This is a genomic window from Streptomyces sp. NPDC055749, assembly GCF_053617235.1.
Genome location: NZ_JBSHFH010000001.1, coordinates 133,301 through 156,104 on the forward strand (window position 1 = coordinate 133,301; position 22,804 = coordinate 156,104).

At 71.2% G+C, this 22,804-nt stretch carries 19 protein-coding genes; 18 read left to right on the forward strand and 1 reads right to left on the reverse strand.

The window, feature by feature from the left end; translation table 11 throughout:
• Positions 1-41: 41 nt before the first annotated feature.
• The 3 genes from clpB to ACWGO0_RS00650 all read left to right on the forward strand — a co-directional run bounded on the left by clpB (position 42) and on the right by ACWGO0_RS00650 (position 4,888).
• Entirely contained in the window at positions 42-2,642 is a 2,601-nt protein-coding gene (gene clpB / locus ACWGO0_RS00640; RefSeq protein WP_453526376.1) for an ATP-dependent chaperone ClpB, read from the forward strand.
• Between the two features lie 357 nt (positions 2,643-2,999).
• Positions 3,000-4,265, forward strand: a complete 1,266-nt coding sequence (locus tag ACWGO0_RS00645; protein WP_453525796.1) for an MFS transporter — start codon at positions 3,000-3,002, stop codon at positions 4,263-4,265.
• A gap of 77 nt (positions 4,266-4,342) precedes the next feature.
• A complete protein-coding gene (locus tag ACWGO0_RS00650; protein WP_453525798.1) occupies positions 4,343-4,888 on the forward strand; it encodes a YbjN domain-containing protein in 546 nt (181 codons plus the stop codon).
• Between the two features lie 91 nt (positions 4,889-4,979).
• Here the strand turns inward: ACWGO0_RS00650 and ACWGO0_RS00655 are convergent, their stop codons facing one another.
• On the reverse strand, positions 4,980-6,158 hold the full coding sequence (locus ACWGO0_RS00655) for a pyridoxal phosphate-dependent aminotransferase (RefSeq protein WP_453525801.1): 1,179 nt from the start codon (positions 6,156-6,158) through the stop codon (positions 4,980-4,982).
• A 676-nt stretch (positions 6,159-6,834) separates the two neighbouring features.
• On the opposite strand from ACWGO0_RS00655, the gene ACWGO0_RS00660 reads away from it, so the two are divergent.
• From ACWGO0_RS00660 to ACWGO0_RS00730, 15 genes are all read left to right on the forward strand, one after another.
• Entirely contained in the window at positions 6,835-7,359 is a 525-nt protein-coding gene (locus ACWGO0_RS00660; RefSeq protein ID WP_453525804.1) for a DUF2617 family protein, read from the forward strand.
• Between the two features lie 63 nt (positions 7,360-7,422).
• Positions 7,423-9,021, forward strand: a complete 1,599-nt coding sequence (locus ACWGO0_RS00665; protein ID WP_453525807.1) for a polyamine aminopropyltransferase — start codon at positions 7,423-7,425, stop codon at positions 9,019-9,021.
• Between the two features lie 96 nt (positions 9,022-9,117).
• Positions 9,118-10,005, forward strand: a complete 888-nt coding sequence (locus tag ACWGO0_RS00670; protein WP_453525809.1) for a carbon monoxide dehydrogenase — start codon at positions 9,118-9,120, stop codon at positions 10,003-10,005.
• A 21-nt stretch (positions 10,006-10,026) separates the two neighbouring features.
• Positions 10,027-10,821 (forward strand): aldose epimerase family protein, encoded by a 795-nt coding sequence (locus ACWGO0_RS00675; protein ID WP_453525812.1) that lies wholly within the window; start codon positions 10,027-10,029, stop codon positions 10,819-10,821.
• A 30-nt stretch (positions 10,822-10,851) separates the two neighbouring features.
• A complete protein-coding gene (gene pyrE / locus ACWGO0_RS00680; protein ID WP_453525815.1) occupies positions 10,852-11,391 on the forward strand; it encodes an orotate phosphoribosyltransferase in 540 nt (179 codons plus the stop codon).
• Between the two features lie 178 nt (positions 11,392-11,569).
• Positions 11,570-12,592 (forward strand): class II fructose-bisphosphate aldolase, encoded by a 1,023-nt coding sequence (gene fbaA, locus ACWGO0_RS00685; protein WP_453525818.1) that lies wholly within the window; start codon positions 11,570-11,572, stop codon positions 12,590-12,592.
• 97 nt (positions 12,593-12,689) lie between these two features.
• Positions 12,690-13,844: a MalY/PatB family protein gene (locus ACWGO0_RS00690; RefSeq protein ID WP_453525821.1), complete on the forward strand. Its 1,155-nt coding sequence runs from the start codon at positions 12,690-12,692 to the stop codon at positions 13,842-13,844.
• A gap of 261 nt (positions 13,845-14,105) precedes the next feature.
• The gene (locus ACWGO0_RS00695) at positions 14,106-15,644 is read left to right on the forward strand and encodes an MFS transporter (RefSeq protein ID WP_453525824.1); all 1,539 of its coding nucleotides are present in this window, start codon (positions 14,106-14,108) and stop codon (positions 15,642-15,644) included.
• A gap of 38 nt (positions 15,645-15,682) precedes the next feature.
• On the forward strand, positions 15,683-16,096 hold the full coding sequence (locus tag ACWGO0_RS00700; RefSeq protein WP_453525827.1) for a DUF3151 domain-containing protein: 414 nt from the start codon (positions 15,683-15,685) through the stop codon (positions 16,094-16,096).
• Between the two features lie 220 nt (positions 16,097-16,316).
• Positions 16,317-17,165 (forward strand): tryptophan 2,3-dioxygenase family protein, encoded by an 849-nt coding sequence (locus tag ACWGO0_RS00705; RefSeq protein WP_453525830.1) that lies wholly within the window; start codon positions 16,317-16,319, stop codon positions 17,163-17,165.
• Positions 17,158-18,363: a kynureninase gene (kynU, locus tag ACWGO0_RS00710; RefSeq protein ID WP_453525833.1), complete on the forward strand. Its 1,206-nt coding sequence runs from the start codon at positions 17,158-17,160 to the stop codon at positions 18,361-18,363. The genes ACWGO0_RS00705 and kynU overlap by 8 nt, the downstream gene beginning before the upstream one ends.
• A 91-nt stretch (positions 18,364-18,454) precedes the next feature.
• Complete coding sequence (locus ACWGO0_RS00715) at positions 18,455-19,330, forward strand: alpha/beta hydrolase (RefSeq protein WP_453525836.1); 876 nt, start codon at positions 18,455-18,457, stop codon at positions 19,328-19,330.
• Positions 19,331-19,448: 118 nt separating this feature from the next.
• Positions 19,449-20,792, forward strand: a complete 1,344-nt coding sequence (locus ACWGO0_RS00720; protein WP_453525839.1) for a sensor histidine kinase — start codon at positions 19,449-19,451, stop codon at positions 20,790-20,792.
• Positions 20,789-21,451, forward strand: coding sequence for a response regulator (locus tag ACWGO0_RS00725; RefSeq protein ID WP_453525842.1), 663 nt, complete (start codon positions 20,789-20,791; stop codon positions 21,449-21,451). Before ACWGO0_RS00720 ends, ACWGO0_RS00725 begins: the two co-directional genes overlap by 4 nt.
• Positions 21,452-21,547: 96 nt before the next feature.
• Positions 21,548-22,753, forward strand: coding sequence for a cytochrome P450 (locus ACWGO0_RS00730; protein ID WP_453525844.1), 1,206 nt, complete (start codon positions 21,548-21,550; stop codon positions 22,751-22,753).
• Positions 22,754-22,804: the final 51 nt, after the last annotated feature.

A 22,804-nucleotide genomic window follows, 5' to 3' on the forward strand; every position in this document is an offset into this window, starting at 1 on the left:
CCGAAGCCGTGAAGCACCGGCACGAGGAGGAGACGACGCACGTGGACGCCGAGCTGACCAACAAGAGCCGGGACGCCCTCAACGCGGCCACCAGCCGGGCCGTGAAGGACGGGCATCCCGATCTGACTCCCGGGCACCTGCTGCTCGCGCTCCTCGCGGGCGAGGACAACGAGAACATCACCGACCTCCTCGCCGCCGTCGACGCCGACCAGGTGGCCGTGCGCGCCGCGACCGAGCGGCTTCTCGGGGCGCAGCCCAGCGTCACCGGCTCCACCGTCGCGCCCCCGCAGCCCAACCGAGAGCTCCTCGCCGTCATCGCCGACGCCGCGCAGCGCGCGAAGGAGCTCGGCGACGACTACCTCTCCACCGAGCACCTGCTGATCGGCGTCGCGGCGAAGGGCGGTCGCGCCGGTGAGATCCTCACTGAGCAGGGCGCCAGTGCGAAGAAGCTGCTGGACACGTTCGAGAAGAGCAGGGGAGGGCGACGGGTGACCACACCCGACCCGGAGGGTCAGTACAAGGCCCTGGAGAAGTTCGGTACGGATTTCACGGCCGCGGCCAGGGAAGGCAAGCTCGACCCCGTCATCGGCCGGGACCAGGAGATCCGCCGCGTCGTCCAGGTGCTTTCGCGGCGCACCAAGAACAACCCCGTGCTCATCGGTGAGCCCGGCGTCGGCAAGACCGCCGTCGTCGAAGGGCTCGCCCAGCGCATCATCAAGGGCGACGTTCCTGAAAGCCTCAAGAACAAGCGGCTCGTCTCGCTCGACCTCGGCGCCATGGTCGCGGGCGCGAAGTACCGCGGTGAGTTCGAGGAACGGCTGAAGACCGTCCTCTCCGAGATCAAGGAGAGCGACGGGCAGATCATCACCTTCATCGACGAGCTCCACACGGTGGTGGGCGCCGGCGCGGGCGGCGACTCCGCCATGGACGCGGGCAACATGCTCAAGCCGATGCTGGCCCGCGGCGAACTGCGGATGGTCGGCGCGACCACCCTCGACGAGTACCGCGAGCGGATCGAGAAGGACCCCGCTCTGGAGCGCCGCTTCCAGCAGGTGCTGGTCGCCGAGCCGTCCGTCGAGGACACCATCGCCATCCTGCGCGGCCTCAAGGGGCGGTACGAGGCGCACCACAAGGTCCAGATCGCCGACTCCGCCCTGGTCGCCGCAGCGACCCTCTCCGACCGCTACATCACCTCCCGGTTCCTCCCCGACAAGGCCATCGACCTGGTCGACGAGGCGGCCTCCCGGCTCCGCATGGAGATCGACTCCTCGCCCCTGGAGATCGACGAGCTCCAGCGCGCCGTCGACCGTCTGAGGATGGAGGAGCTGGCCCTCAAGAACGAGACCGACCCCGCTTCCAAGCAGCGCCTGGAGAAGCTCCGCCGCGACCTCGCCGACAAGGAGGAGGAGCTGCGCGGCCTCACCGCCCGCTGGGAGAAGGAGAAGGAGGGCCTCAACCGCGTCGGTGAGCTGAAGGAACGCCTCGACGACCTGCGCGGTCAGGCCGAGCGCGCCCAGCGCGACGGGGACTTCGACACCGCGTCCAAGCTGCTGTACGGGGAGATCCCGGGTCTGGAGCGGGAGCTGGCGGAGGCCGACGAGGCCGAGCAGGAAGCCGCCAAGGACACGATGGTCAAGGACGAGGTCGGCCCGGACGACATCGCGGATGTCGTCGGCGCCTGGACCGGAATCCCCGCCGGGCGGCTCCTGGAGGGCGAGACGCAGAAGCTGCTGCGCATGGAGGAGGAGCTCGGCAAGCGGCTGATCGGGCAGTCCCGGGCCGTGCAGGCGGTGTCGGACGCGGTACGCCGTACGCGTGCCGGAATCGCCGACCCCGACCGTCCCACCGGCTCGTTCCTCTTCCTCGGTCCGACCGGGGTCGGCAAGACCGAGCTGGCCAAGGCGCTCGCGGACTTCCTGTTCGACGACGAGCGGGCCATGATCCGCATCGACATGAGCGAGTACGGCGAGAAGCACAGCGTGGCGCGGCTCGTCGGTGCCCCTCCGGGGTACGTCGGGTACGAGGAGGGCGGCCAGCTCACGGAGGCGGTCCGCCGTCGCCCGTACAGCGTCGTTCTGCTGGACGAGGTCGAGAAGGCGCACCCCGAGGTCTTCGACATCCTGCTCCAGGTCCTCGACGACGGCCGCCTCACCGACGGGCAGGGCCGGACGGTGGACTTCCGCAACACCATCCTGATCCTGACCTCGAACCTCGGCAGCCAGTACCTGGTCGATCCCCTGACCAAGCCCGAGGTCAAGGAGCAGCAGGTTCTGGACGTAGTGCGCGCCTCGTTCAAGCCGGAGTTCCTCAACCGGCTCGACGACCTCGTGGTCTTCTCCGCGCTGTCCGGCGACGAGCTCTCGCACATCGCGGGTCTCCAGATCGGCCGCCTGGCCAAGCGCCTGGCCGACCGCAGGCTCACGCTCGACGTCACCCCCGAGGCCCTGGCCTGGCTGGCGGAGGAGGGCAACGACCCGGCGTACGGGGCACGGCCGCTGCGCCGCCTCATCCAGACGGCGATCGGCGACCGGCTCGCCAAGGAGATCCTCGCGGGCGAGATCACGGACGGCGACACGGTGCGGGTGGACCGGGTGGGGGACGGGCTGATCGTGGGTTCGGCGTCCACGGCCAAGACTCTGTAGAACGCGCCGGGTCTCGTGTCCCCGGCCAGGACCTCAGGTGTCCCGGCCGGGGACAAGTATTTGTGCGCACTGGTGGCCGCATTGATGTGTGCCCCGCGCACCCATCGCTTGTCAGCCGTTCTCGATTGCCCGCGAAATTAAGCCGAAAATTTCCATTACGTGGCCGAATGAAAGATGCCGTGCGTTCCATGCGCCGGTATTTGTATCCGGTCGATACATAAAACCGTCCTCGGTCGCGGACCGGTCGGTGGGCGGTTGCTTGCAAGGTTTCCGCGCAATATCGGGACACTCCGGACGCCTTTTCGTGGGCTGCTGGAAGGGGGCAGGGAGGAATTCGTCAGCCGGTAAGGTACGCGCATGACGGATCGGATACCTGATGACATAAGCCCGGGGGCGAAGGATTGCAAAAGCGACAATCTCATTCGCCTCGGCGAATTCCGCGCCCTGTGGGCGGCTTATGCACAGTCGGTCCTGGGTGACCAGCTCGCGCGCGTGGCACTGTCGCTACTGGTCTTCGAGCGCACGGAGTCGGCCGGCTGGACAGCGGCCACCTACGCCCTGACGACCCTGCCCGCCCTGCTGTCCGGTGTGCTTCTGTCCGGTCTGGCGGACCGCTTCCCCCGGCGCACGGTCATGATCGGATGCGACTTGGTGCGCGCGGTCCTGGTCGGGCTCATGGCGTTGCCCGGAACCCCGTTGCCCCTGCTGGCCGGCCTGCTGGTGCTGGCGCAGTTGGCCGAGTCGCCCTTCGGCGCCGCACAGGGGGCCATGCTGCCGACCGTGCTCGGCGAGCGGAGGTACGAACGGGGTCAGCGAGCCATGCTGATCACCCACCAGGCCGGACAGCTGATCGGCTTTGCCGGCGGCGGCATCGTGGTCGTGTGGCTGGGCAGCCACATCTCCCTGGGGCTGAACGCCGTGTCGTTCCTGCTCTCCGCCGTCCTGATCCGCTTCGGAGTGAAGGCGCGGCCCGTCGCGAACGCCGACGCGCGGCCGAAGCGGCTGCACAGCCAGGTCCGCAGCGCGGCCAGGCTGATCTGGTCGGACCCCCGGCTGCGGTCGCTGATGGCACTGGGCTGGCTTGCGGGATTCATCGTGCTGCCGGAAGGGCTGGCCGCCCCCTTCGCCGAAGAGGCCGACGCCGGCGCGGCCTCTGTGGGGATCCTGCTCGCCGCTCATCCGGCGGGCATGGTGCTGGGCGCGGCTCTTCTGGGCCGGGAGCGGGTGGGGGACGAGCGGCGTCGCCGCCTTCTCGGCCCGTTGGCGATCGGCGCGAATCTGCCGCTGATCTTCTACTGGGCCGGCCCCGGTGTAGGGGCCGCCGTGCTGCTGCTCATGGTGTCGGGCGTGTTCTCCGCCTACCAGATCACCGCCGGCGCCACCTTCGTTCTGCTCACGCCGGTGGACCAGCGCGGCCAGGCGCTTGGACTGGCCAGGTCGGGGCTCACCGCCATGCAGGGGATCGGTGTCGCCTCGGGCGGCCTCGCCACGGAGCTGTCGGGTTCCTCGGCCGACACCATCGGAGGCGCTGGGATCCTCGGTACGATCTGCGCGGTCCTGGTCGCCTTCGCCTGGTCGAGGGCCCGGGGAACAGGCGCGGGCACGATTCCCCTCAGGGCGTAGGACTACTGCCGGTCAATCGCGGCTAGGGTCGAAGGCAAAGTCAGGCAACCACGTGCGATCCACAGGAGTAACCGGCGATGTCTATCGATCCGTCCTCGATTCCCAACTTCGGGGGGCAGCCCGAACCGCAGGCGGCAGGACCCGAGGGCCCCGTCGTCCCTGACCAGGACCTCGTCAAGCAGTTGCTTGAGCAGATGGAGCTGAAGTTCGTCGTCGACGACGAGGGTGACCTCGCCGCGCCGTGGGAGGACTTCCGCACCTACTTCATGTTCCGTGGTGAGGACGAGCAGCAGGTCTTCTCGGTCCGTACGTTCTACGACCGGCCCCACGCCCTCGACCAGCGTCCCGTTCTGCTGGACGCGATCGACGACTGGAACCGCCGCACCCTGTGGCCGAAGGTCTACACGCACGCCCATGAGGGTGAAGAAGGCGCCGCGGCCTCCGTGCGGCTGATCGGTGAGGCGCAGATGCTCATCGGTACGGGCGTCAGCCTGGAGCACTTCGTCTCCTCGACGGTCAGCTGGGTGCGGGCCTCCATCGAGTTCGACAAGTGGCTCGTGGAGCGTCTGGGCCTGGAGCCGGCCGAGGCCAAGTCCGACGACGAGGAGTCGCCGGAGGCCTGATCCGGCACCGGAACGAGCGGGAGCCCGGTCCGGGCGCGGGCGGTCATGCCGGCCGCTGCCCCGGGCCGGGCTTTCGTCTGGGCGGCCGCTGTCAGGCCGTGAGTGTCTTCAGGCGGGCGACCGCGTCGGTCAGCACCTCGGTGCGCTTGCAGAACGCGAAGCGTACGAAGGGCGCTCCCTGTTCGCGGTGGTCGTAGAAGACGGCGTTCGGGATGGCGACGACCCCGCAGCGTTCGGGCAGGGCGCGGCAGAAGGCGAAGCCGTCCTGCTCGCCCCCCAGGGGGCGGATGTCCGTGGTGACGAAGTACGTACCGGCGGGCCGGTAGACCTCGAAGCCCGCGTCGGCGAGTCCGTCGCTCAGCAGATCGCGCTTGGCCCGGAGGTCGGCGCGCAGCTCGTCGTAGTAGGAGCGGGGCAGGCGCAGGGCCTCGGCTACGGCGTACTGGAGCGGTCCGGCGGAGACGTACGTCAGGAACTGCTTCGCCGAGCGGACCGCCGCGACCAGTTCCGGGCTCGCGGTGATCCAGCCGACCTTCCAGCCGGTGAACGAGAAGGTCTTCCCCGCACTGCTGATGGTGACCGTGCGCTCGCGCATGCCCGGGAAGGAAGCCAGCGGGAGGTGCTCGCCTTCGAACACCAGGTGTTCGTAGACCTCGTCCGTGATGACCAGGAGATCGCGTTCGCAGGCGAGTTCCGCGACGGCGGCCAGTTCGTCGCGGGTGAGGACGGTGCCGGTGGGGTTGTGCGGGGTGTTGAGCAGGATGAGGCGGGTGCGGGGGGTGACGGCCGCGCGGAGTTCGTCGAGGTCGAGCCGGTAGGCGCCGTCGTGCGGGTGCAGGGTGACGGGGACGCGGGTGCCGCCCGCCAGGGCGATGCAGGCGGCGTACGAGTCGTAGTACGGCTCCAGGGCGATGACCTCGTCGCCGGGCTCCAGGAGGGCCAGCAGGGCCGCCGCGATGGCCTCGGTGGCGCCCGCGGTGACCAGGACCTCGCTTTCGGGGTCGTACGACAGCCCGTGGAAGCGCTGCTGGTGCTCCGCGATCGCGGAGCGCAGCTCGGGGATGCCGGGGCCCGGCGGGTACTGGTTGCCGTGCCCCGCCCGAAGGGCGCGGACCGCGGCCTCGCGGATCTCTTCGGGGCCGTCGGTGTCGGGGAAACCCTGACCGAGGTTGATCGAGCCGGTCCGTACGGCCAGCGCGGACATCTCCGCGAAAATGGTCGTCCCGAACTCGGTGAGGCGGCGGTTGAGCAGCGGTCGTCCCTGTGTCATGGCCGCCATCCTGTGCCGAAGCTCTGGAGTTGCTCAAGTCTGCTTTGGCTCCGGAGGGCGCCGGGCATCCCCCTCGTACACGGGAGCGAGGACCTCGCTTCGGGGGACGGAAGGACGTGAGGGCAGTGGGGGTTTTCGGAGCGGCACTGATCGGGATCGTCGTGGTGCTGGCCATCGCCGCCGGGGTGTCAGGGGCGCGCGGCAGGCGCAGGCCGGTGCCCGGGGGGAAGGCGTCGCGGCGGCGGAAGGCCGCCGGGGCCGGCGGGAGCGGAAGCTCCAGCGCGTACGGCGGTCATGGTGGTGGCTCGTCCTGCGGCAGCAGCTCCTCGTGCGGAAGCAGCAGTTCGTCGTGCGGCGGCGGTGGCGGTTGTGGCGGGGGCAGCTGACGCGGAGCACGTGAGGTGTCCGGTGGGTGAACTCCCGCCGGACACCTTTTCGTTGAGCCACGCGGGGAGTTGTGGTTGAACAGTTGAACGGGCCGCCCCCGGGGGGATGGAAACCACGTCAAGTTGGGCAAAAACGCTGTGAGTGAGGCGTACTTCGTGATTCCCTCCCTCTAGAGAACATTCAGCCCTCGGACCCCAGTTGGACCTGATCGGGCGTTTCCCTCCCCCATGCGCATCTCCAGGGGGCGCCCCCTGTCCATGTGTCCCATGTGTGTTTGCGGAGCCGAACCATGCTCACGACCCTTCAGACGGCCTACTCCGACACCCGCGCCGCAGATCTGGCCTGGGCGCTCGGACGGGAGCCGCTGCCCGCCCTCGCCGTCCTCGACCTCCGGTTCGCGGAGGCCAAGCTGCAGTTGAGGCTGCTCGGCGCCTCTCATCAGGTCCTCCTGGAGGAGGACAGCGGTACCACCTGTTCGGAGACCGTCGCCTGTATCCCCGGCAGCAGCACCCCGCTGCCGCTCGGCGTCGCGAAGCGGCTGGGCGACTGGGAGTACGAATTCGCGGCGCGCGTCGAGACGCTCACCGAAGGTGCGTTCGCGGGGCGTGCGCAGGAGTTGCTCGCGCTCGTCGCCGACCATCCGCACGGTCTCGCCGGGACGTTCCCCGGCAGCCCGCACGCCTTCACCGCGCTGCTGGCGCAGGAGGCCGAGGGCCAGGTGCGGTGGCGCACCTGGCACGCGTACCCGCAGGAGGGGCAGTTGGTGGTGACGCGCACCCGGGTGGGTGTCCGGGTGCCGGCCCCGGCGCTCTGACCCAGCTACTTACACCCGTGTGGGTGACAGGCGGCGACAGTTTCGTAACGTAGCGTTCGCTTCATGATCGACCAGCAGGTGCCGCTGCGAGGGGGCGCGGCGCGGCTTCCCGTACGGCCGAGGACCGGACGGTTCTTCGTGCTGGCCACCGTCTTCATCTGCGCCGCCTGCGGACTCGTGTACGAGCTGGAGCTCGTCGCGCTCGCCTCGTATCTGATCGGCGACTCGGTCACGCAGGCGTCCGTCGTGCTCTCCGTGATGGTGTTCGCGATGGGTATCGGGTCGCTCCTCGCGAAACGTTTGCGCTGCCGTGCCGCGGTCGGATTCGGGCTCATCGAGGCGGCCCTCGCGCTGGTCGGCGGTTCGTCGGCGCTCGTGCTGTACGCCTCGTTCGCCTGGCTGGGGGAGTCGCGGTACGCCCTGGTCGGGTTCTCGCTGGCGATCGGCATTCTGATCGGTGCGGAGATCCCGCTGCTGATGACACTGATCCAGCGGGTCGACCGGCAGGACGCGGGCGGCGCCGTCGCCGACCTCTTCGCCGCCGACTACGTGGGGGCGCTCGTCGGCGGGCTCGCCTTTCCTTTCCTGCTGCTGCCGATGCTGGGCCAGCTCACCGGCGCGCTGTTCACCGGGGCGGTCAACGCGGCGGCGGGCGGGGCGCTGGTGCTGTGGCTGTTCCGGCGCGACCTGAGCGCCCGGTCGCGCTGGCTGCTGGTCCTGGCCAACGTCACGGTGATCGGGCTGCTGGCCACCGCCACGGTGCTGGTCGACGACTTCGAGCGGGCGGCCCGGCGCGCGGTCTACGGGGACCGGGTGCGGGTCGCCGTACAGACCGGGGTGCAGGAGATCGTCCTCACCGGAGAGGGGCGGGACTCCCTGGACCTGTATCTGGACGGGCGGCTGCGGGTCAGCGCCCGCGACGAGTACCGCTACCACGAGGCGCTGGTGCACCCGGCGATGCGCGGGCCGCACGGGCGGGTGCTGATCCTGGGCGGCGGGGACGGTCTGGCCGCCCGCGAGGTGCTGCGCTATCCGGGCGTACGGGCCGTGACGGTCGTCGAGCTGGACCCCGCCGTCACCCGACTGGCCCGGACGGACCCCGCGCTGTCCGGGCTGAACGGGCACGCGTACCGGGACCCGCGGCTCACGACGGTCGGCGGGGACGCGTTCACATGGCTGCGGACTGCACACGGCCCCTACGACGTGGTCGTATCGGATCTGCCGGACCCCGGGATCACGGCGAGCACGAAGCTCTACTCGGCGGAGTTCTACGGGCTGGTCGCGGAGGCCCTCGCGCCGGGCGGCCGGCTGGTGGTGCACGCAGGGCCCGTGGGCATCCGGCCGCAGACCTTCTGGACGGTGGACGCGTCGATCCGGGCGGGCGGCCTGGCGACGCGCCCGTACCGGATCGCCGGCCGGCTCTCCGGCTTCGCGGCGGGTCCGAACCGGGTGACGGGCCGGACGGAGGAACCGCGCGACTGGGGATTCGTCCTGGCCTCGGCGCACACGGCGCCCGCGCTGGGTCTGCACCCCGCGGCACCGGGGCTGCGGTCCCTGGGGGAGCGGGAGCTGTGGGAGGCGGGGTCGACCGCGGAGAGCGTACGTGTACGGGTGCGGGCGCCGTCGACGCTGGTGCATCCGCGGTACTGGGAGGAATCGTGAGGGTGCGGTGCCGGTGGTGTCGGTGCGGGGGGATCGGAGGCGTGCGGGGTGCCGAAGCGCTGACGTGGCGGCCGGGTCTGAGTAGGCTCGGTTTCCATGGAGCATGAGGTGTTCGTTCCGGTTCCGGTCCTGTCCCTGCGGAGGACCCTGGGCGATGCTGCCCGGGTCGCGCGCTGTGTGCCTGGACTCCAGCAGGACGCCGACGCGTCGGCGGGCCCGCTGTCCGGCCGGCTGAAGATCAGGGTCGACGGCCACACGATCACCTACCGGGGCGTGCTGGAGCTCGCCGGCCGCGACGGTGACACCTTCGTCGTGTCCGGGGAGGGTGTGGAGGCGCGGGGTACGGGCTCGGCGAAGCTGGCCCTCACGCTCACCCTCACGGAGACCGACGGCGGTACGACGATCGAGTTCGCCGGGACGGCGGGCGGAGACGGCCGCATCGTGGACCTGGACGACGCGGCGGCGCTGGCGGCGGCCCATCGGTTGCTGGACCGCTTCACGCAGCAGCTGGTGACGGAGTCGCTGGCGGGGGGGCCGGGGGAGCCGGGGGTGTCGGGGGAGCCTGGGGTGTCGGGGGAGCCGAGGGTGTCCGATGAGGTGGTGGGCTTCTCCGAGGAGTCCGGCCCCGAGGAGTCCGCGCCCATGCACGAGGCCGCGCCCGACGAGGCGCCGTCCGCCGAGCCGCCGCCCGGTAAGGGGTCCGTGTACGACGCCCCGGTGCCGCCGCCCTCGCTCGACCCGCTCGCGGAGGTCGAGTTCACCGTGCCGGACGGGCCTCCGGCCGAGGCCGCGCACGCCCGGCGCACCATGATCGGGCGCAGCACGGAGGAGGTCGACCACGCCCCGCCGCGCGGCCGGTACGCGCCCGTGCCCTCGCCCGAGGCCGACCGGGCCGGGGCGACCCTGCGCTGGGTCGCACCCGCCGCCGCCCTCGCGCTCGCCTCCGCGGTGGTCGTGGGTCGTGCGCTGCGGCGGCGGAGGTAGCGGCGCCAGTAGTGTCGTGGGGTGAGCAGAGCTGCGAAGAACGTCCGGCTGACCGTCGGCGACGCCGAGTTGACCGTTGACCCCACCCATGGCTGCCGGATCAGCAGCCTGCGGATCGGTGGCACCGAACTGCTGCGCCAGGGGGAGCGGTACGGCTGCTTCCCGATGGTGCCGTGGTGCGGGCGTACCGGGAACGGGCAGTTCCGCAGCGGCGGTGAACTGCACAGCCTGCCGCTGAACGCCCCGCCGCACGCCATCCACGGCACCGGGCGCGACACCTCCTGGCACACCGCCATGGAGACGGGGAACGAAGCGGCCTTCTATTACGACCTGGCCGAACCGTGGCCCTACCCGGGCCGGGTGACGCAGACCTTCGAGCTCGCCGAGGACTCGCTGACGCTCCGTATGGGCGTCGAGGCTCACGTGGACTCCTTCCCGGCGCAGGCAGGCTGGCACCCTTGGTTCCACCGCACCATCGGAGGCCGGGACGTGCGGCTCGACTTCGACGCCGCCTGGCAGGAGGAGCGAGGCGAGGAGCATCTGCCGACCGGCCGCCGGATCGACCCTCTGCCCGGCCCGTGGGACGACTGCTTCGGGATGCCCGACGGTGTCGATGTGAAGCTCACCTGGCCGGAGCAGCTGGAGCTGACGGTGAAGAGCCGGGACGAGTGGGTGGTCGTCTACGACGAGCAGGACGACGCGGTGTGTGTGGAGCCGCAGTCGGGCCCGCCGAACGGGCTGAACACCGCGCCCCGGCTGGTCACCCCGATCGAGCCGCTGGAGATCGCGACGACCTGGAGCTGGGTGCGGCTCTGACCGGCGACGGCAGCGCTTACCCTCGTTGACATGACTGACGTACGCGCTGAGCTGCTCCAGCAGATCAAGGACAAGGCCGTGGTACACGGCAAGGTGACCCTCTCCTCGGGTCTGGAAGCCGACTGGTACATCGACCTGCGCCGGATCACGCTGGACGGCAAGGCCGCGCCTATGGTCGGTCAGGTGATGCTCGACGCCACCGCCGACCTGGACTACGACTGCGTCGGCGGTCTGACGCTGGGCGCCGACCCGGTGGCCACGTCGATGCTGCACGCCTCCGCGGCGCGCGGGCAGAGCCTGGACGCCTTCGTCGTCCGCAAGGCGCAGAAGGCGCACGGGATGCAGCGCCGGATCGAGGGCACGGACGTGAAGGGCCGCCGCTGCCTGGTCGTCGAGGACACCTCGACGACGGGCGGTTCGCCGCTGACCGCCGTGGAGGCGGTGCGCGAGGCCGGGGGCGAGGTCGTCGCCGTCGCCGTGATCGTGGAGCGGGGGGCCGCCCCCGCCGTCGCGGAGGCCGGGCTGCCGTACGTCCACGTCTACTCCGTGGCGGACCTCGACCTGTCCTGACCTGCGGATTCGAACAAGGGCGGGCCGTTTCACGTGAAACGGCCCGCCCTTGTGTGTGGCCGGGTCGGGGAGGCCGGGTGGAGCCGCGGCGAGAGTCTGGGAAGATGGGGGCGACGATGACGTCGCCCCCAGGTCAGGGACCAGCACTGCACACCCGCACATCCCAAGGAGCGGACAGATGCCCATCGCAACCCCCGAGGTCTACGCCGAGATGCTCGACCGGGCGAAGGCAGGCAAGTTCGCCTACCCGGCCATCAATGTGACCTCGACCCAGACCCTGCACGCTGCACTGCGCGGTTTCGCGGAGGCCGAGAGCGACGGCATCATCCAGATCTCCACCGGTGGGGCGGAGTTCCTGGGCGGCCAGTACAACAAGGACATGGTCACGGGCGCTGTCGCCCTGGCCGAGTTCGCGCACATCGTCGCCGCCAAGTACGACGTCACCGTCGCGCTGCACACCGACCACTGCCCCAAGGACAAGCTGGACACCTATGTGCGTCCGCTGATCGAGGTCTCCGCGGAGCGTGTCGCCAAGGGTCTGAACCCGCTGTTCCAGTCCCACATGTGGGACGGCTCGGCCGAGAACCTCGCCGACAACCTCTCCATCGGTCAGGAGCTGCTCGCCAAGGCCGCCGCCGCCAAGATCATTCTTGAGGTCGAGATCACTCCGACCGGTGGCGAGGAGGACGGCGTCACGCACGAGATCAACGACGAGCTGTACACGACCGTCGACGACGCGCTGCGTACGGCCGAGGCGCTCGGCCTGGGCGAGAAGGGCCGCTACCTGCTGGCCGCGTCCTTCGGCAACGTCCACGGTGTGTACAAGCCGGGCAACGTCGTGCTCCGTCCCGAGCTGCTGAAGGACCTCCAGGAGGGTGTCGGCGCCAAGTACGGCCGTACGTCCCCGTTCGACTTCGTCTTCCACGGCGGCTCCGGCTCCTCCGCGGAGGAGATCGCCACCGCGCTTGAGAACGGCGTCGTGAAGATGAACCTCGACACCGACACCCAGTACGCCTTCACGCGGCCGGTCGCGGACCACATGTTCCGTAACTACGACGGCGTGCTGAAGGTCGACGGCGATGTCGGCACCAAGTCGAAGTACGACCCCCGCACCTGGGGCAAGCTGGCCGAGGCGGGCATGGCCGCGCGTGTCACCGAGGCGTGTGCCAACCTGCGGTCCACGGGCACCAAGCTGAAGTAGTCGGCAAGCTGTTTGCTGTGGTGGGCCCGGTACCCCTTGGGGTGCCGGGCCCGTTTCGTGTCCGAGTCGCATGTTCGAGCGATGTGAGGTAGCTGCTGTGAGTGCGTCCTACGACTTCGACACCGTCGTCGACCGCCGGGGCACCTGGTGCGTCCAGTGGGACGGGGTCGCCGACCGGTTCGGGGTGGACGGGCTGCTGCCGTTCACCATCTCCGACATGGACTTCGAGACCGCGCCCGAGGTACTGGCCGCGCTGCGGTCCCGGCTCGATCACGGGGTGTTCGGCTACACGGACTGGGAGCAGGACGACTTCCGCTCGGCGATCGCGCACTGGTACGAGACCCGGTACGGCACCGGTCTCGACACCGGGCGGCTGGTCTACGGGCCGTCCGTCCTCAGCCAGCTCTCGCAGTTCCTCCAGATGTGGACGGACGCCGGGGACGGGGTGGTCGTCCACACCCCCACGTACGACGGCTTCCGCAAGGCGATCACCGGGCTCGGGCGTGAGCTGCGGGGCGTGCCGGTGGGGGATGTGGAGGCGCTTGAGCGGGAGCTCGCGCGGGCCGACGCGAAGGTGCTCGTGCTGTGTTCGCCGCACAATCCGACCGGGCGGGTGTGGACGGAGGCCGAGCTGACGGAGATGGCCGCGCTGGCCGGGCGGTACGGGGTGGCGGTGGTCAGCGACGAGATACACGCGGACTTCGTGCACGACGGGCACCGGCATGTGCCCTGGACGCGGGTGGGGGGTGACGGGCGCTGGGCGGTCATCACGTCCGCGTCGAAGTCGTTCAACTTTCCGGCGCTGACGGGGTCGTACGGGATCGTCGGCCGGCCGTCGGACCGGGCGGAGTTCCTGCGGCGGATGCAGACGGCGGAGGGCCTCGCCTCGCCGGCGGTGCTCTCGCTGACCGCGCACATCGCGGCGTACCGGGAGGGTGCGGCGTGGCTGGACGCGGTCCGTGCGTACGTGGCGGGGAATCTGGCGCTGGTGGCGGAGCGGCTGAACGGGGCGTTTCCCGAGCTGGGCTGGGAGCCGCCGCAGGCGGGGTATCTCGCGTGGATCGATCTGCGGGCGCTGGGTGTGGACGACGAGGCGTTGCAGCGGGTGCTGATCGAGCGGGAGAAGGTCGCGATCATGCCGGGGGCGGTGTACGGGGCGGCGGGGTTCCTGCGGCTGAATGTGGGGTGCCCTCGGAGCAAGGTGGTGGCCGGGGTGGAGGCGTTGATCCGGGGGGTGGGGAGCGGGCGGTAGGGCGGGGGCAGGGGGAGTGCGGGTGCGAGGTGCGCCTGCGGCGGGCGTTCCCCTACCCGCCCCTTCCCGAAACCGGGGCTCCGCCCCGGGCCCCGGTCCTCAAACGCCGGACGGGCTGAAAGGAACCGGGCGCCGGTCCTGAAACGCCGGACGGGCTGAAAGGAACCGGGCGCCGGTCCTCGAACGCCGGACGGGCTGAAAGATCGCCGGGTCGGGCCCCGCCCGGTCGCAGCGTGAACCTGGACCCGTGATGCTGGCTGCATGGATGATGCGCATGCCGGCGGTGACGGAATCCGGGTCGCTTCGCCCGTCGGTCGCTGGGTCGTCCTGACCACCGTTCTCGGGTCGAGCATGGCCATGCTCGACTCCACCGTGATCAACGTCGCCCTGCCCCGCATCGGCGAGGACCTCGATACCGATCTGGCCGCGCTCCAGTGGACCGTCAACGCCTACATGCTCACCCTCGCCGGGCTGATCCTCCTCGGTGGGGCGCTCGGGGACCGGTACGGGCGGCGGCGGGTGTTCGTCGTGGGGGTCGTGTGGTTCGCCGCCGCCTCGTTGCTCTGCGGGATCGCGCCCAACGCCGGTGTCCTGATCGCCGCCCGTGCCCTGCAAGGGGTCGGTGGTGCGCTGCTCACGCCGGGGTCGCTCGCGCTCATCCAGGCCAGTTTCCATCCGGACGACCGGGCGCGTGCCGTCGGGCTCTGGTCGGGGCTCGGCGGGGTGGGGGCCGCGATCGGGCCGTTCGTGGGGGGCTGGCTCGTCGACGGGCCCGGCTGGCGCTGGGTATTCCTGCTCAACCTGCCGCTCGCCGCCATCTGCGTACCCGTGGCTCTGCGCCACGTACCGGAGTCCCGGGACCCGAACGCGCACGGCCGCTTCGACGTGCTGGGGGCCGTGCTCGGGGCGCTCGCGCTGGCGGGTGTCACGTTCGCGCTGATCGAGGCACCGGGGCAGGGCGCGTCCCCGGTCGTCATCGGGGCCGCCGTGGGCGGTGTGCTGCTCGGTGCGGCGTTCGTGCAGGTGGAGCGGCGGCGGCCCGATCCGATGCTGCCGCCCTCGATCTTCGCGTCCCGGCTGTTCACCATGGTCAACATCGTCACCCTCTGTGTGTACGCGGCGCTCGGCGGCTTCTTCTTCCTCTCCGCGATGCAGCTCCAGGTCGTCGCCGGATACTCGGCGCTCGGGGCGGGCACCGCGCTGCTGCCGACGACCGTGCTGATGCTGCTGTTCTCCGCCTGGGCGGGTGATCTCGGGCGGCGGATCGGACCCCGCATCCCGCTCACGGTCGGGCCCCTGCTGGCCGCCGCCGGGATGCTGCTGATGCTGCGGGTCGGTCCTGGCGCCTCCGTCTCCTCGTACGTCACCGATGTGCTGCCCGCCGTCCTGGTGCTCGGCGCCGGCCTGGTGATCCTGGTCGCCCCGCTCACCGCGACCGTCCTGGCCGCTGTGGACACCGGGCGCGCCGGGCTCGCCAGTGGCATCAACAACGCGGCGGCGCGCGCGGCGGGGCTGATCGCGGTGGCCGCGCTGCCGCTGCTCGCGGGGATGGGCCCGGAGGCGTACCGCGACGCCGACGAGTTCGCCTCGACGTTCCGGCGGGCGATGCCGATGTGCGCGGGGCTGCTGGTGCTGGGCGCGGCGATCGCCTGGGCGACGGTGCGGACCCCGCCGAAGGCGGCCCGGCCCGCGTGCACCGTGCACTGCGGGGTCGCGGCGCCGCCCCTGGAGCCCGTACGCGAGACGGGAGGCGAACCGGGAAGCGAGCCGGGACGCGAACCGGGACGGGAAGCGGGGTGATGCCCCACGGGGGCGTCCCACCAGGCACACTTGAGTCCATGTCCATCCACGAGAACCTGCTCGGGGGGCCCTCCCCGACCCATCTGCCCGACGATCCGGAGCCGCGCGAGCTGCTCGCCAACGGTGCGGCGCCCGCCGATGTCGCAGCGAAGTACCCCACATCCTCGCTGGCCTGGGCGCAGCTCGCCGACGAGGCGTACGAGGGCGGCCGGGTCATCGAGTCGTACGCGTACGCCCGTACCGGCTACCACCGCGGCCTCGACGCCCTGCGCCGCTCCGGCTGGAAGGGCCACGGCCCCGTCCCGTTCGAGCACGAGCCGAACCGCGGCTTCCTGCGCGCGCTGCACGCCCTCGCCCGCGCCGCGGGGGACATCGGTGAGAAGGACGAGTACGAGCGCTGCTCGACGTTCCTGCGCGACTCCTCGCAGACCGCCGCCGACACCCTGGGCTGAGACCGCTCTGGGCTGATTCAGCCCGCCCTGTGCTGTACCGGGCCCCGTGGACATCTGCGTCCGCGGGGCCCGTGTGCTGCCCCGCTCCCGCCGCTCACCCGATGCCCGGGAGACGGCGCCCGCGGGCCCGGCTTAGGATGCCGACAGGGGACCGGAGCTCCACTTCCTTCACGGAAGGGGCGGACCGCTACCCGGAAGCTCGTTTGTCGAGGAGACAGAAATGTCGACGAATCACCCCGACCCCGAAGCCACCGGTGCGGACACCCCGCACCTGGACTTCGCGGGAACGACTCCGTACGAGGACTATGTCCAGGCGGATGTCCTGACCCACCTCCAGCACCTTCGCTCGGACGATCCCGGCGAGATGGTCTTCCTGGTCACCACCCAGGTCATGGAGCTGTGGTTCACGGTCATCGTGCACGAGTGGGAGACCGCGGCGCACGCCCTGCGCGAGGACCGCATACCCGTCGCGCGCGACGCCCTGAAGCGGTCCGTACGGGAGCTGGAGGCGCTGAACGCCTCCTGGACCCCGCTGGCCGGGCTCACCCCCGCCCAGTTCAACTCCTACCGCGGAGCGCTCGGCGAAGGCTCGGGATTCCAGTCGGCGATGTACCGGCGGATGGAGTTCCTGCTCGGGGACAAGTCCGCCTCCATGCTCGTGCCGCACCGGGGCGCGCCCCGGGTGTACGCCGAGCTGGAGAAGGCGCTCCACGAGCCCAGCCTGTACGACGAGGTGCTGGCCCTCCTCGCCCGTCGCGGGCACGCGGTGCCGCAGTCCGTGCTCGGCCGTGACCTGGCTCAGAAGTACGAGCCGTCCGCCGAGGTCGAGGCCGTCTGGGCGCGGATCTACGCCAACCCCGACCAGCACGACGAGCTCGTCCGCCTCGGCGAGGCGCTCACCGACGTCGGAGAACTGGTCTGGCGCTGGCGCAACGACCACCTGGTCGCCACCCGGCGCGCGATGGGCTCGAAGACCGGGACCGGCGGCTCGGCCGGGGTCGCGTGGCTGGAGAAGCGGGCCACGAAGAACGTCTTCCCCGAGCTGTGGACGGCGCGCAGCCATGTCTGAGACCTTCGCCGAGAAGGCTGCGGCGCTCGACGCCGCCGACGAACTGGCCAAGCTCCGAGAGCTGTTCACCCTCGACGACACCGTCTACCTCGACGGGAACTCGCTGGGCGCGCTGCCCCGTCACGTACCCGCCCGGATCCAGGACGTCCTCGCCCGCGAGTGGGGCGAGCTGCGCATCCGGTCCTGGGACGAGAGCGGCTGGTGGACCGCGCCCGAGCGGATCGGCGACCGGATCGCCCCGCTCGTCGGGGCCGCCGCCGGGCAGATCGTGGTGGGCGACTCGACGAGCGTGAACGTCTTCAAGGCCGTCGTCGCCGCGAGCCGCCTCGCGGCCGACGGACGCGACGAGATCCTGGTTGACGCGACGACCTTTCCCACGGACGGGTACATCGCGGAGTCCGCCGCCCGGATGACCGGACACCGGATCGTCCCGGTCGCGCCCGCCGATGTCCTGGGTGCGCTCGGCCCCCGTACGGCGGTCGTCCTGCTCAACCACGTCGACTACCGCACGGGCAGGCTGCACGACCTGCCCGGTCTCACCGCCGCCGTGCACGCGGCGGGCGGCATCGCCGTCTGGGACCTGTGCCACAGCGCGGGCGCCCTGCCCGTCGGCCTCGACGAGCGCGGCGTTGACCTGGCCGTCGGCTGCACCTACAAGTACCTGAACGGCGGCCCCGGTTCGCCCGCCTACCTGTACGTCGCCGAGCGCCACCAAGCGGCGTTCGACTCCCCCCTGCCGGGCTGGACGTCGCACGCCGACCCGTTCGCGATGACGCCCGGATACGCGCCCGCCGAGGGTGCGGTACGGGGCCGGGTCGGCACCCCCGACATCCTGTCCATGCTGGCGCTCGAAGCGTCGCTGGACGTGTGGGACGGGGTGGACGTGGCCGCCGTACGGGCCAAGTCCCTCGCGCTGACGGACTTCTTCCTGGAGTGCGTCGCCGCGTACGTGCCGGAGGGCCGGGTCACCTCGGTCACCCCGGCCGCGCACGCGGAACGCGGCAGCCAGGTCGCGTTGCGGTGCGAGGACGCGGAGCCGGTGATGCGTGCGCTCATCGAGCGGGGTGTGGTCGGGGACCTGCGCCGGCCGGACGTGCTGCGGTTCGGGTTCACGCCGTTGTACGTGGGGTTCGCGGACGCGGAGCGGGCCGCGCGGGTTCTTGCGGAGGTTGTCGCGGAGGTTCTCGGGGAGGAATGAGTCCGTCCGGCGATCAAGGGGCCTGCGTGGGGCTGATAACGTCCCCGCAGGTCAGGCCAGTTGGGCACAGGTGTAGGACGGTTGGAGCAGCATGTCGGATTCTGCCGCGCGTGATCGTGATGCCGCCGAGGAGGAGTCGGCGTTCGCGCATCCGGTGGTCGCCCCCGATCGGTCCGCGGCCTACGGCAGCCACCCGGATCAGGTGATCGACTTCTACGCCCCCCGGGACGGCAGGACCGGGGCGCCGCTCGTCGTCCTCTTCCACGGCGGGGCGTGGCGTGCTCCGTACGACCGGCTCCATGTGTCACCGCTCGCGGACTTCCTGGCCCGGCGGGGTTTCGCCGTCGCCAACGTCGAGTACCGGCGCGGCAGCGAGATCCCGCAGCAGCGCGGTTCAGGTCCGGTCGCCGGCCGCTGGCCCGAGACCTTCGACGACGTCGCCGCCGCGATGGACGCGATGCCGGTGCTGGCCGGCAGGGAACTGCCGCAGGCCGATGTGCGGCGGACCGTGGTCACCGGGCACTCGGCGGGCGGTCAGCTGGCGCTGTGGGCCGCCGCCCGGCACGTACTCCCCGAGGGGTCGCCGTGGCGGCTGCCCTCGCCGCCGCCACTGCGCGGTGTCGTCGCGCTGGCGCCGATCGCCGACTTCGCGACCGCCGTCGAGCTGGACGTCTGCTCCGGTGCCGCGCATCAACTGCTGGGCGGAGAGGGGGACTTCGCGGTACGGAGCGCCTTCGCCGACCCGGCGGTCCTGCTGCCCACCGGTATCGCGACGGCCGTGGTGCAGGGCGCCTGCGACCTGACCGTGCCGCAGGCGGTGTCGGAGGCGTTCGTCGACGCCGCGGCGAAGGCGGGCGAGATGGTGGGGCTGACGCTGCTGGAGGAGGTCGGGCACTTCCCGCTCATCGATCCCTCGGCCGACGCGTGTGCCGTGGTCGCGGAGGAGCTGGCCCAGCTGGCGTGGTGAGGGCGCCTCGCGTACCCCCGCGTACCCCCGCGTACCCCCGTGTAGTCCTTGCGACGGACGGTGCGGGATCCGCATCACTGCTGACGACCCCGCTCGCCGCGCCGCCTACCGTGAGAGCGTGACCGAGACCAAGACCCGAAGCCCCGAGTTCCGGCTGGCCGCAGATGCGATAGGCGGCCTGCGGCAGGATCTCTTCCAGAATGTGCTCGCCTACCGTCCGCTGGACCCGCTGGGGACCGGCGGACCGGTGATCCGGCGGCTGCCCAAGCGGCTGCGGGCGCGAGCCGTCTGGTTTCCGCACGCGGTGGTCGGCGCGCTGGCCCTGTTCACGGCGATCATGGGCCTTGTCATGGCGGACTCCCACGGTGTCTACGGGATCGCGGCCGTCGTCAGCGGGCTGCTGCCGGCCATTCCGCTCCTGATGTCGCTGGTCAGGCCCGTCGGCGCGTTCTGGGCGTCGATCGTGCTGACCCCGGTGGCCGCGGTCGCGGGCAGCGGGGACTGGCCGTGGGGACCGAGCATGTTCCTCTGCCACCTGGGCGTTCTGGTCGTTGTCGCGGCACGTACCCGGGCGCGTACCGCCGCGTGGATGTGGGTCCTCACCATGTTCGTGGGGTCCCTCCTGGACAAATTCGGCAGCGGGTACTCCTCCACCATCGCGGGCATGGGCGTCACCTCCGCGTTCGCCCTGCTCGTCGTCGCCATGGTCCAGGTGCGGCGGGAGGCTCAGCGCGAGGTGACCGTGCAGCGCACCGTGACCGCCGTCGAGCGCGACCGGCGCACGCTCCTGGAGGAGCGCACGACCATCGCCCGTGAGCTGCACGACGTCGTCGCCCACCACATGTCGGTCGTGGCGATCCAGGCGGAGGCCGCCCCGTACCGGGTGGAGAACCCGCCGCCCGAGCTGGAGCAGGCCTTCCTCACCATCCGCGAGAACGCCGTCGCCGCGCTCACCGAGCTCCGCCGGGTCCTCGGTGTCGTACGGGCCGAGGACTACGAGGCCCCGGACGCCCCGCAGCCCACGCTCGCCGAGCTCGACCGGCTGCTCGCCAATGTGGGGGACGCGGGCCTCGAGACGGAGAAGACGGTCACCGGTGCGGTACGCGAGCTGCCGCAGGGCGTCGAGCTGTCGGCGTACCGGATCATCCAGGAAGCCCTGAGCAACACGCTGCGGCACGCGCCGGGCGCCGCGGCGAAGGTGGAGATCGGCTATGTGCTCGGCGGTCTCGGGCTGCGTGTCGTGAACGGGCCGCCCACCGGTCTCGTCAAGCCGTCGCCGGGGGCCGGGCACGGCATCACGGGGATGCGGGAGCGGGTGGCCATGCTGGACGGGGAGATGACCGCGCAGACCACGGCGGACGGTGGGTACGAGATCACCGCCTTCATCCCCGTACAGATGGTCCGCGAGCAGGCACCGGACGACACGATGCCGGGCGGGGCGACCCCGGGCGGGGCCGTATGAACAACATCAGGGTGCTGATCGTCGACGACCAGATGATGGTTCGCGAGGGCTTCTCGGTGCTGCTCAACGCGATGCCCGGCATCGAGGTCGTGGGCGAGGCCGTCGACGGTCGGCAGGCCGTCTCGCAGGTCGCCGCCCTGCGGCCCGACGTGGTGCTGATGGACATCCGGATGCCGGAACTCAACGGCATCGAGGCCACCCGCGAGATCGTCGCCGCCGACGCGGACGCCAAGGTCCTCGTCCTGACCACGTTCGACCTCGACGAGTACGTGTACCAGGCGCTGCGCGCGGGGGCCTCGGGCTTCCTGCTGAAGGACGCGTCGGCCCGTCAGCTCGCTGACGGTGTACGGGTGGTGGCGTCCGGCGAGGCGCTGCTCGCGCCGACGGTCACACGGCGGCTGATCACGGAGTTCTCGAAGCTCGCCGAAGCGCCGCGGCCTCCCGCGCTCGCCAGGATCGGCGATCTCACGGAGCGGGAGACGGAGGTGCTCGTGCTGATCGCGCAAGGACTGTCGAACGCGGAGATCGCCTCGCGGCTGGTGGTCGCCGAGTCCACCATCAAGACGCACGTCAGCCGCATCCTGGTGAAGCTGGGGCTGCGTGACCGTACGCAGGCGGCGGTGTTCGCGTACGAGGCGCGACTGGTGACGCCGGGGTAGGGGTTGGTGGGCGGTGCCGCCCACCGCTTGGGGGCGGGGCCCGGGGCCGGGGGCCGTCCAGGGGCCCCCGTGGTCAGCGGGCTGTAGCGTCGCCTCATGTACGTGTCCTTCGACCCCTGGTCGCCCGCGTTCGTCGCCGATCCGTATCCCGCCTACACCGCGCTGCGCGCCGCAGGCCGGGCGCACTACTTCGAGCCGACCCGGCAGTGGCTTATCCCGCACTACTCCGATGTGTCCGGCCTGCTGCGCGACCGGCGTCTCGGCCGGACATATCTTCACCGGTTCACCCACGAGGAGTTCGGGCTCACCCCGCCGCCGGCCGCCCACGAGCCCTTCCACACGCTCAACGGGCAGGGGCTGCTCGATCTGGAGGCCCCCGACCACACGCGCATCCGGCGGCTGGTCTCCAAGGCGTTCACCCCGCGTACGGTCGAGCGGCTCGCGCCCACGGTGGAGCGGCTGGCGGCCGAGCTGGTCGACGCGTTCGTCGCCTCGGGCGGCGGCGACCTGCTGGCAGAGGTCGCCGAGCCGCTGCCCGTGGCCGTCATCGCCGAGATGCTCGGGGTGCCGGAGGCCGACCGGGCGCTGCTGCGGCCGTGGTCCTCGGCGATCTGCGGGATGTTCGAGCTGAACCCGTCGGAGGAGACGGCCCGGGAGGCCGTCCGGGCTTCGGTGGACTTCTCCGCGTATCTGCGGGGGCTGATCGCGGAGCGCCGCAGCGACCCCGGGACGGACCTGATCTCCGCGCTCATCGCCGCCCACGACGAGGGGGAGCGGCTCAGCGAGCAGGAGATGATCTCCACGTGTGTGCTGCTGCTGAACGCGGGGCACGAGGCGACCGTCAACACCACGGTCAACGGCTGGTGGACGCTCTTCCGGCACCCGGAGCAGTTGGCGGCCCTGCGCGGAGATCACGGTCTGCTGCCCACCGCCGTGGAGGAACTGCTGCGGTACGACACTCCGTTGCAGATGTTCGAGCGCTGGGTGCTCGACGACATCGAGATCGCCGGCACGGTCATTCCGCGTGGTTCGGAGGTGGCCCTTCTCTTCGGCTCGGCCAACCGGGACCCGGAGCGGTTCGCCGACCCCGGCACGCTGGACCTGTCCCGGCCGGACAACCCGCACATCACGTTCGGAGCGGGTATCCACTACTGCCTGGGGGCCCCGCTGGCCCGTATCGAACTGGCCGCCTCGTTCGGCGAGTTGTTGCGCAAGGCGCCGGACATGCGGCTGGTCGCAGAGCCGGAGTGGCATCCGGGCTATGTGATCCGGGGGCTGAAGGAACTGAACGTGGAGCTGTGAGGGCGGGGGTCCGGGGAGTCGGGGGCCGGGGTCCGGACCCCGGCTCTCGAC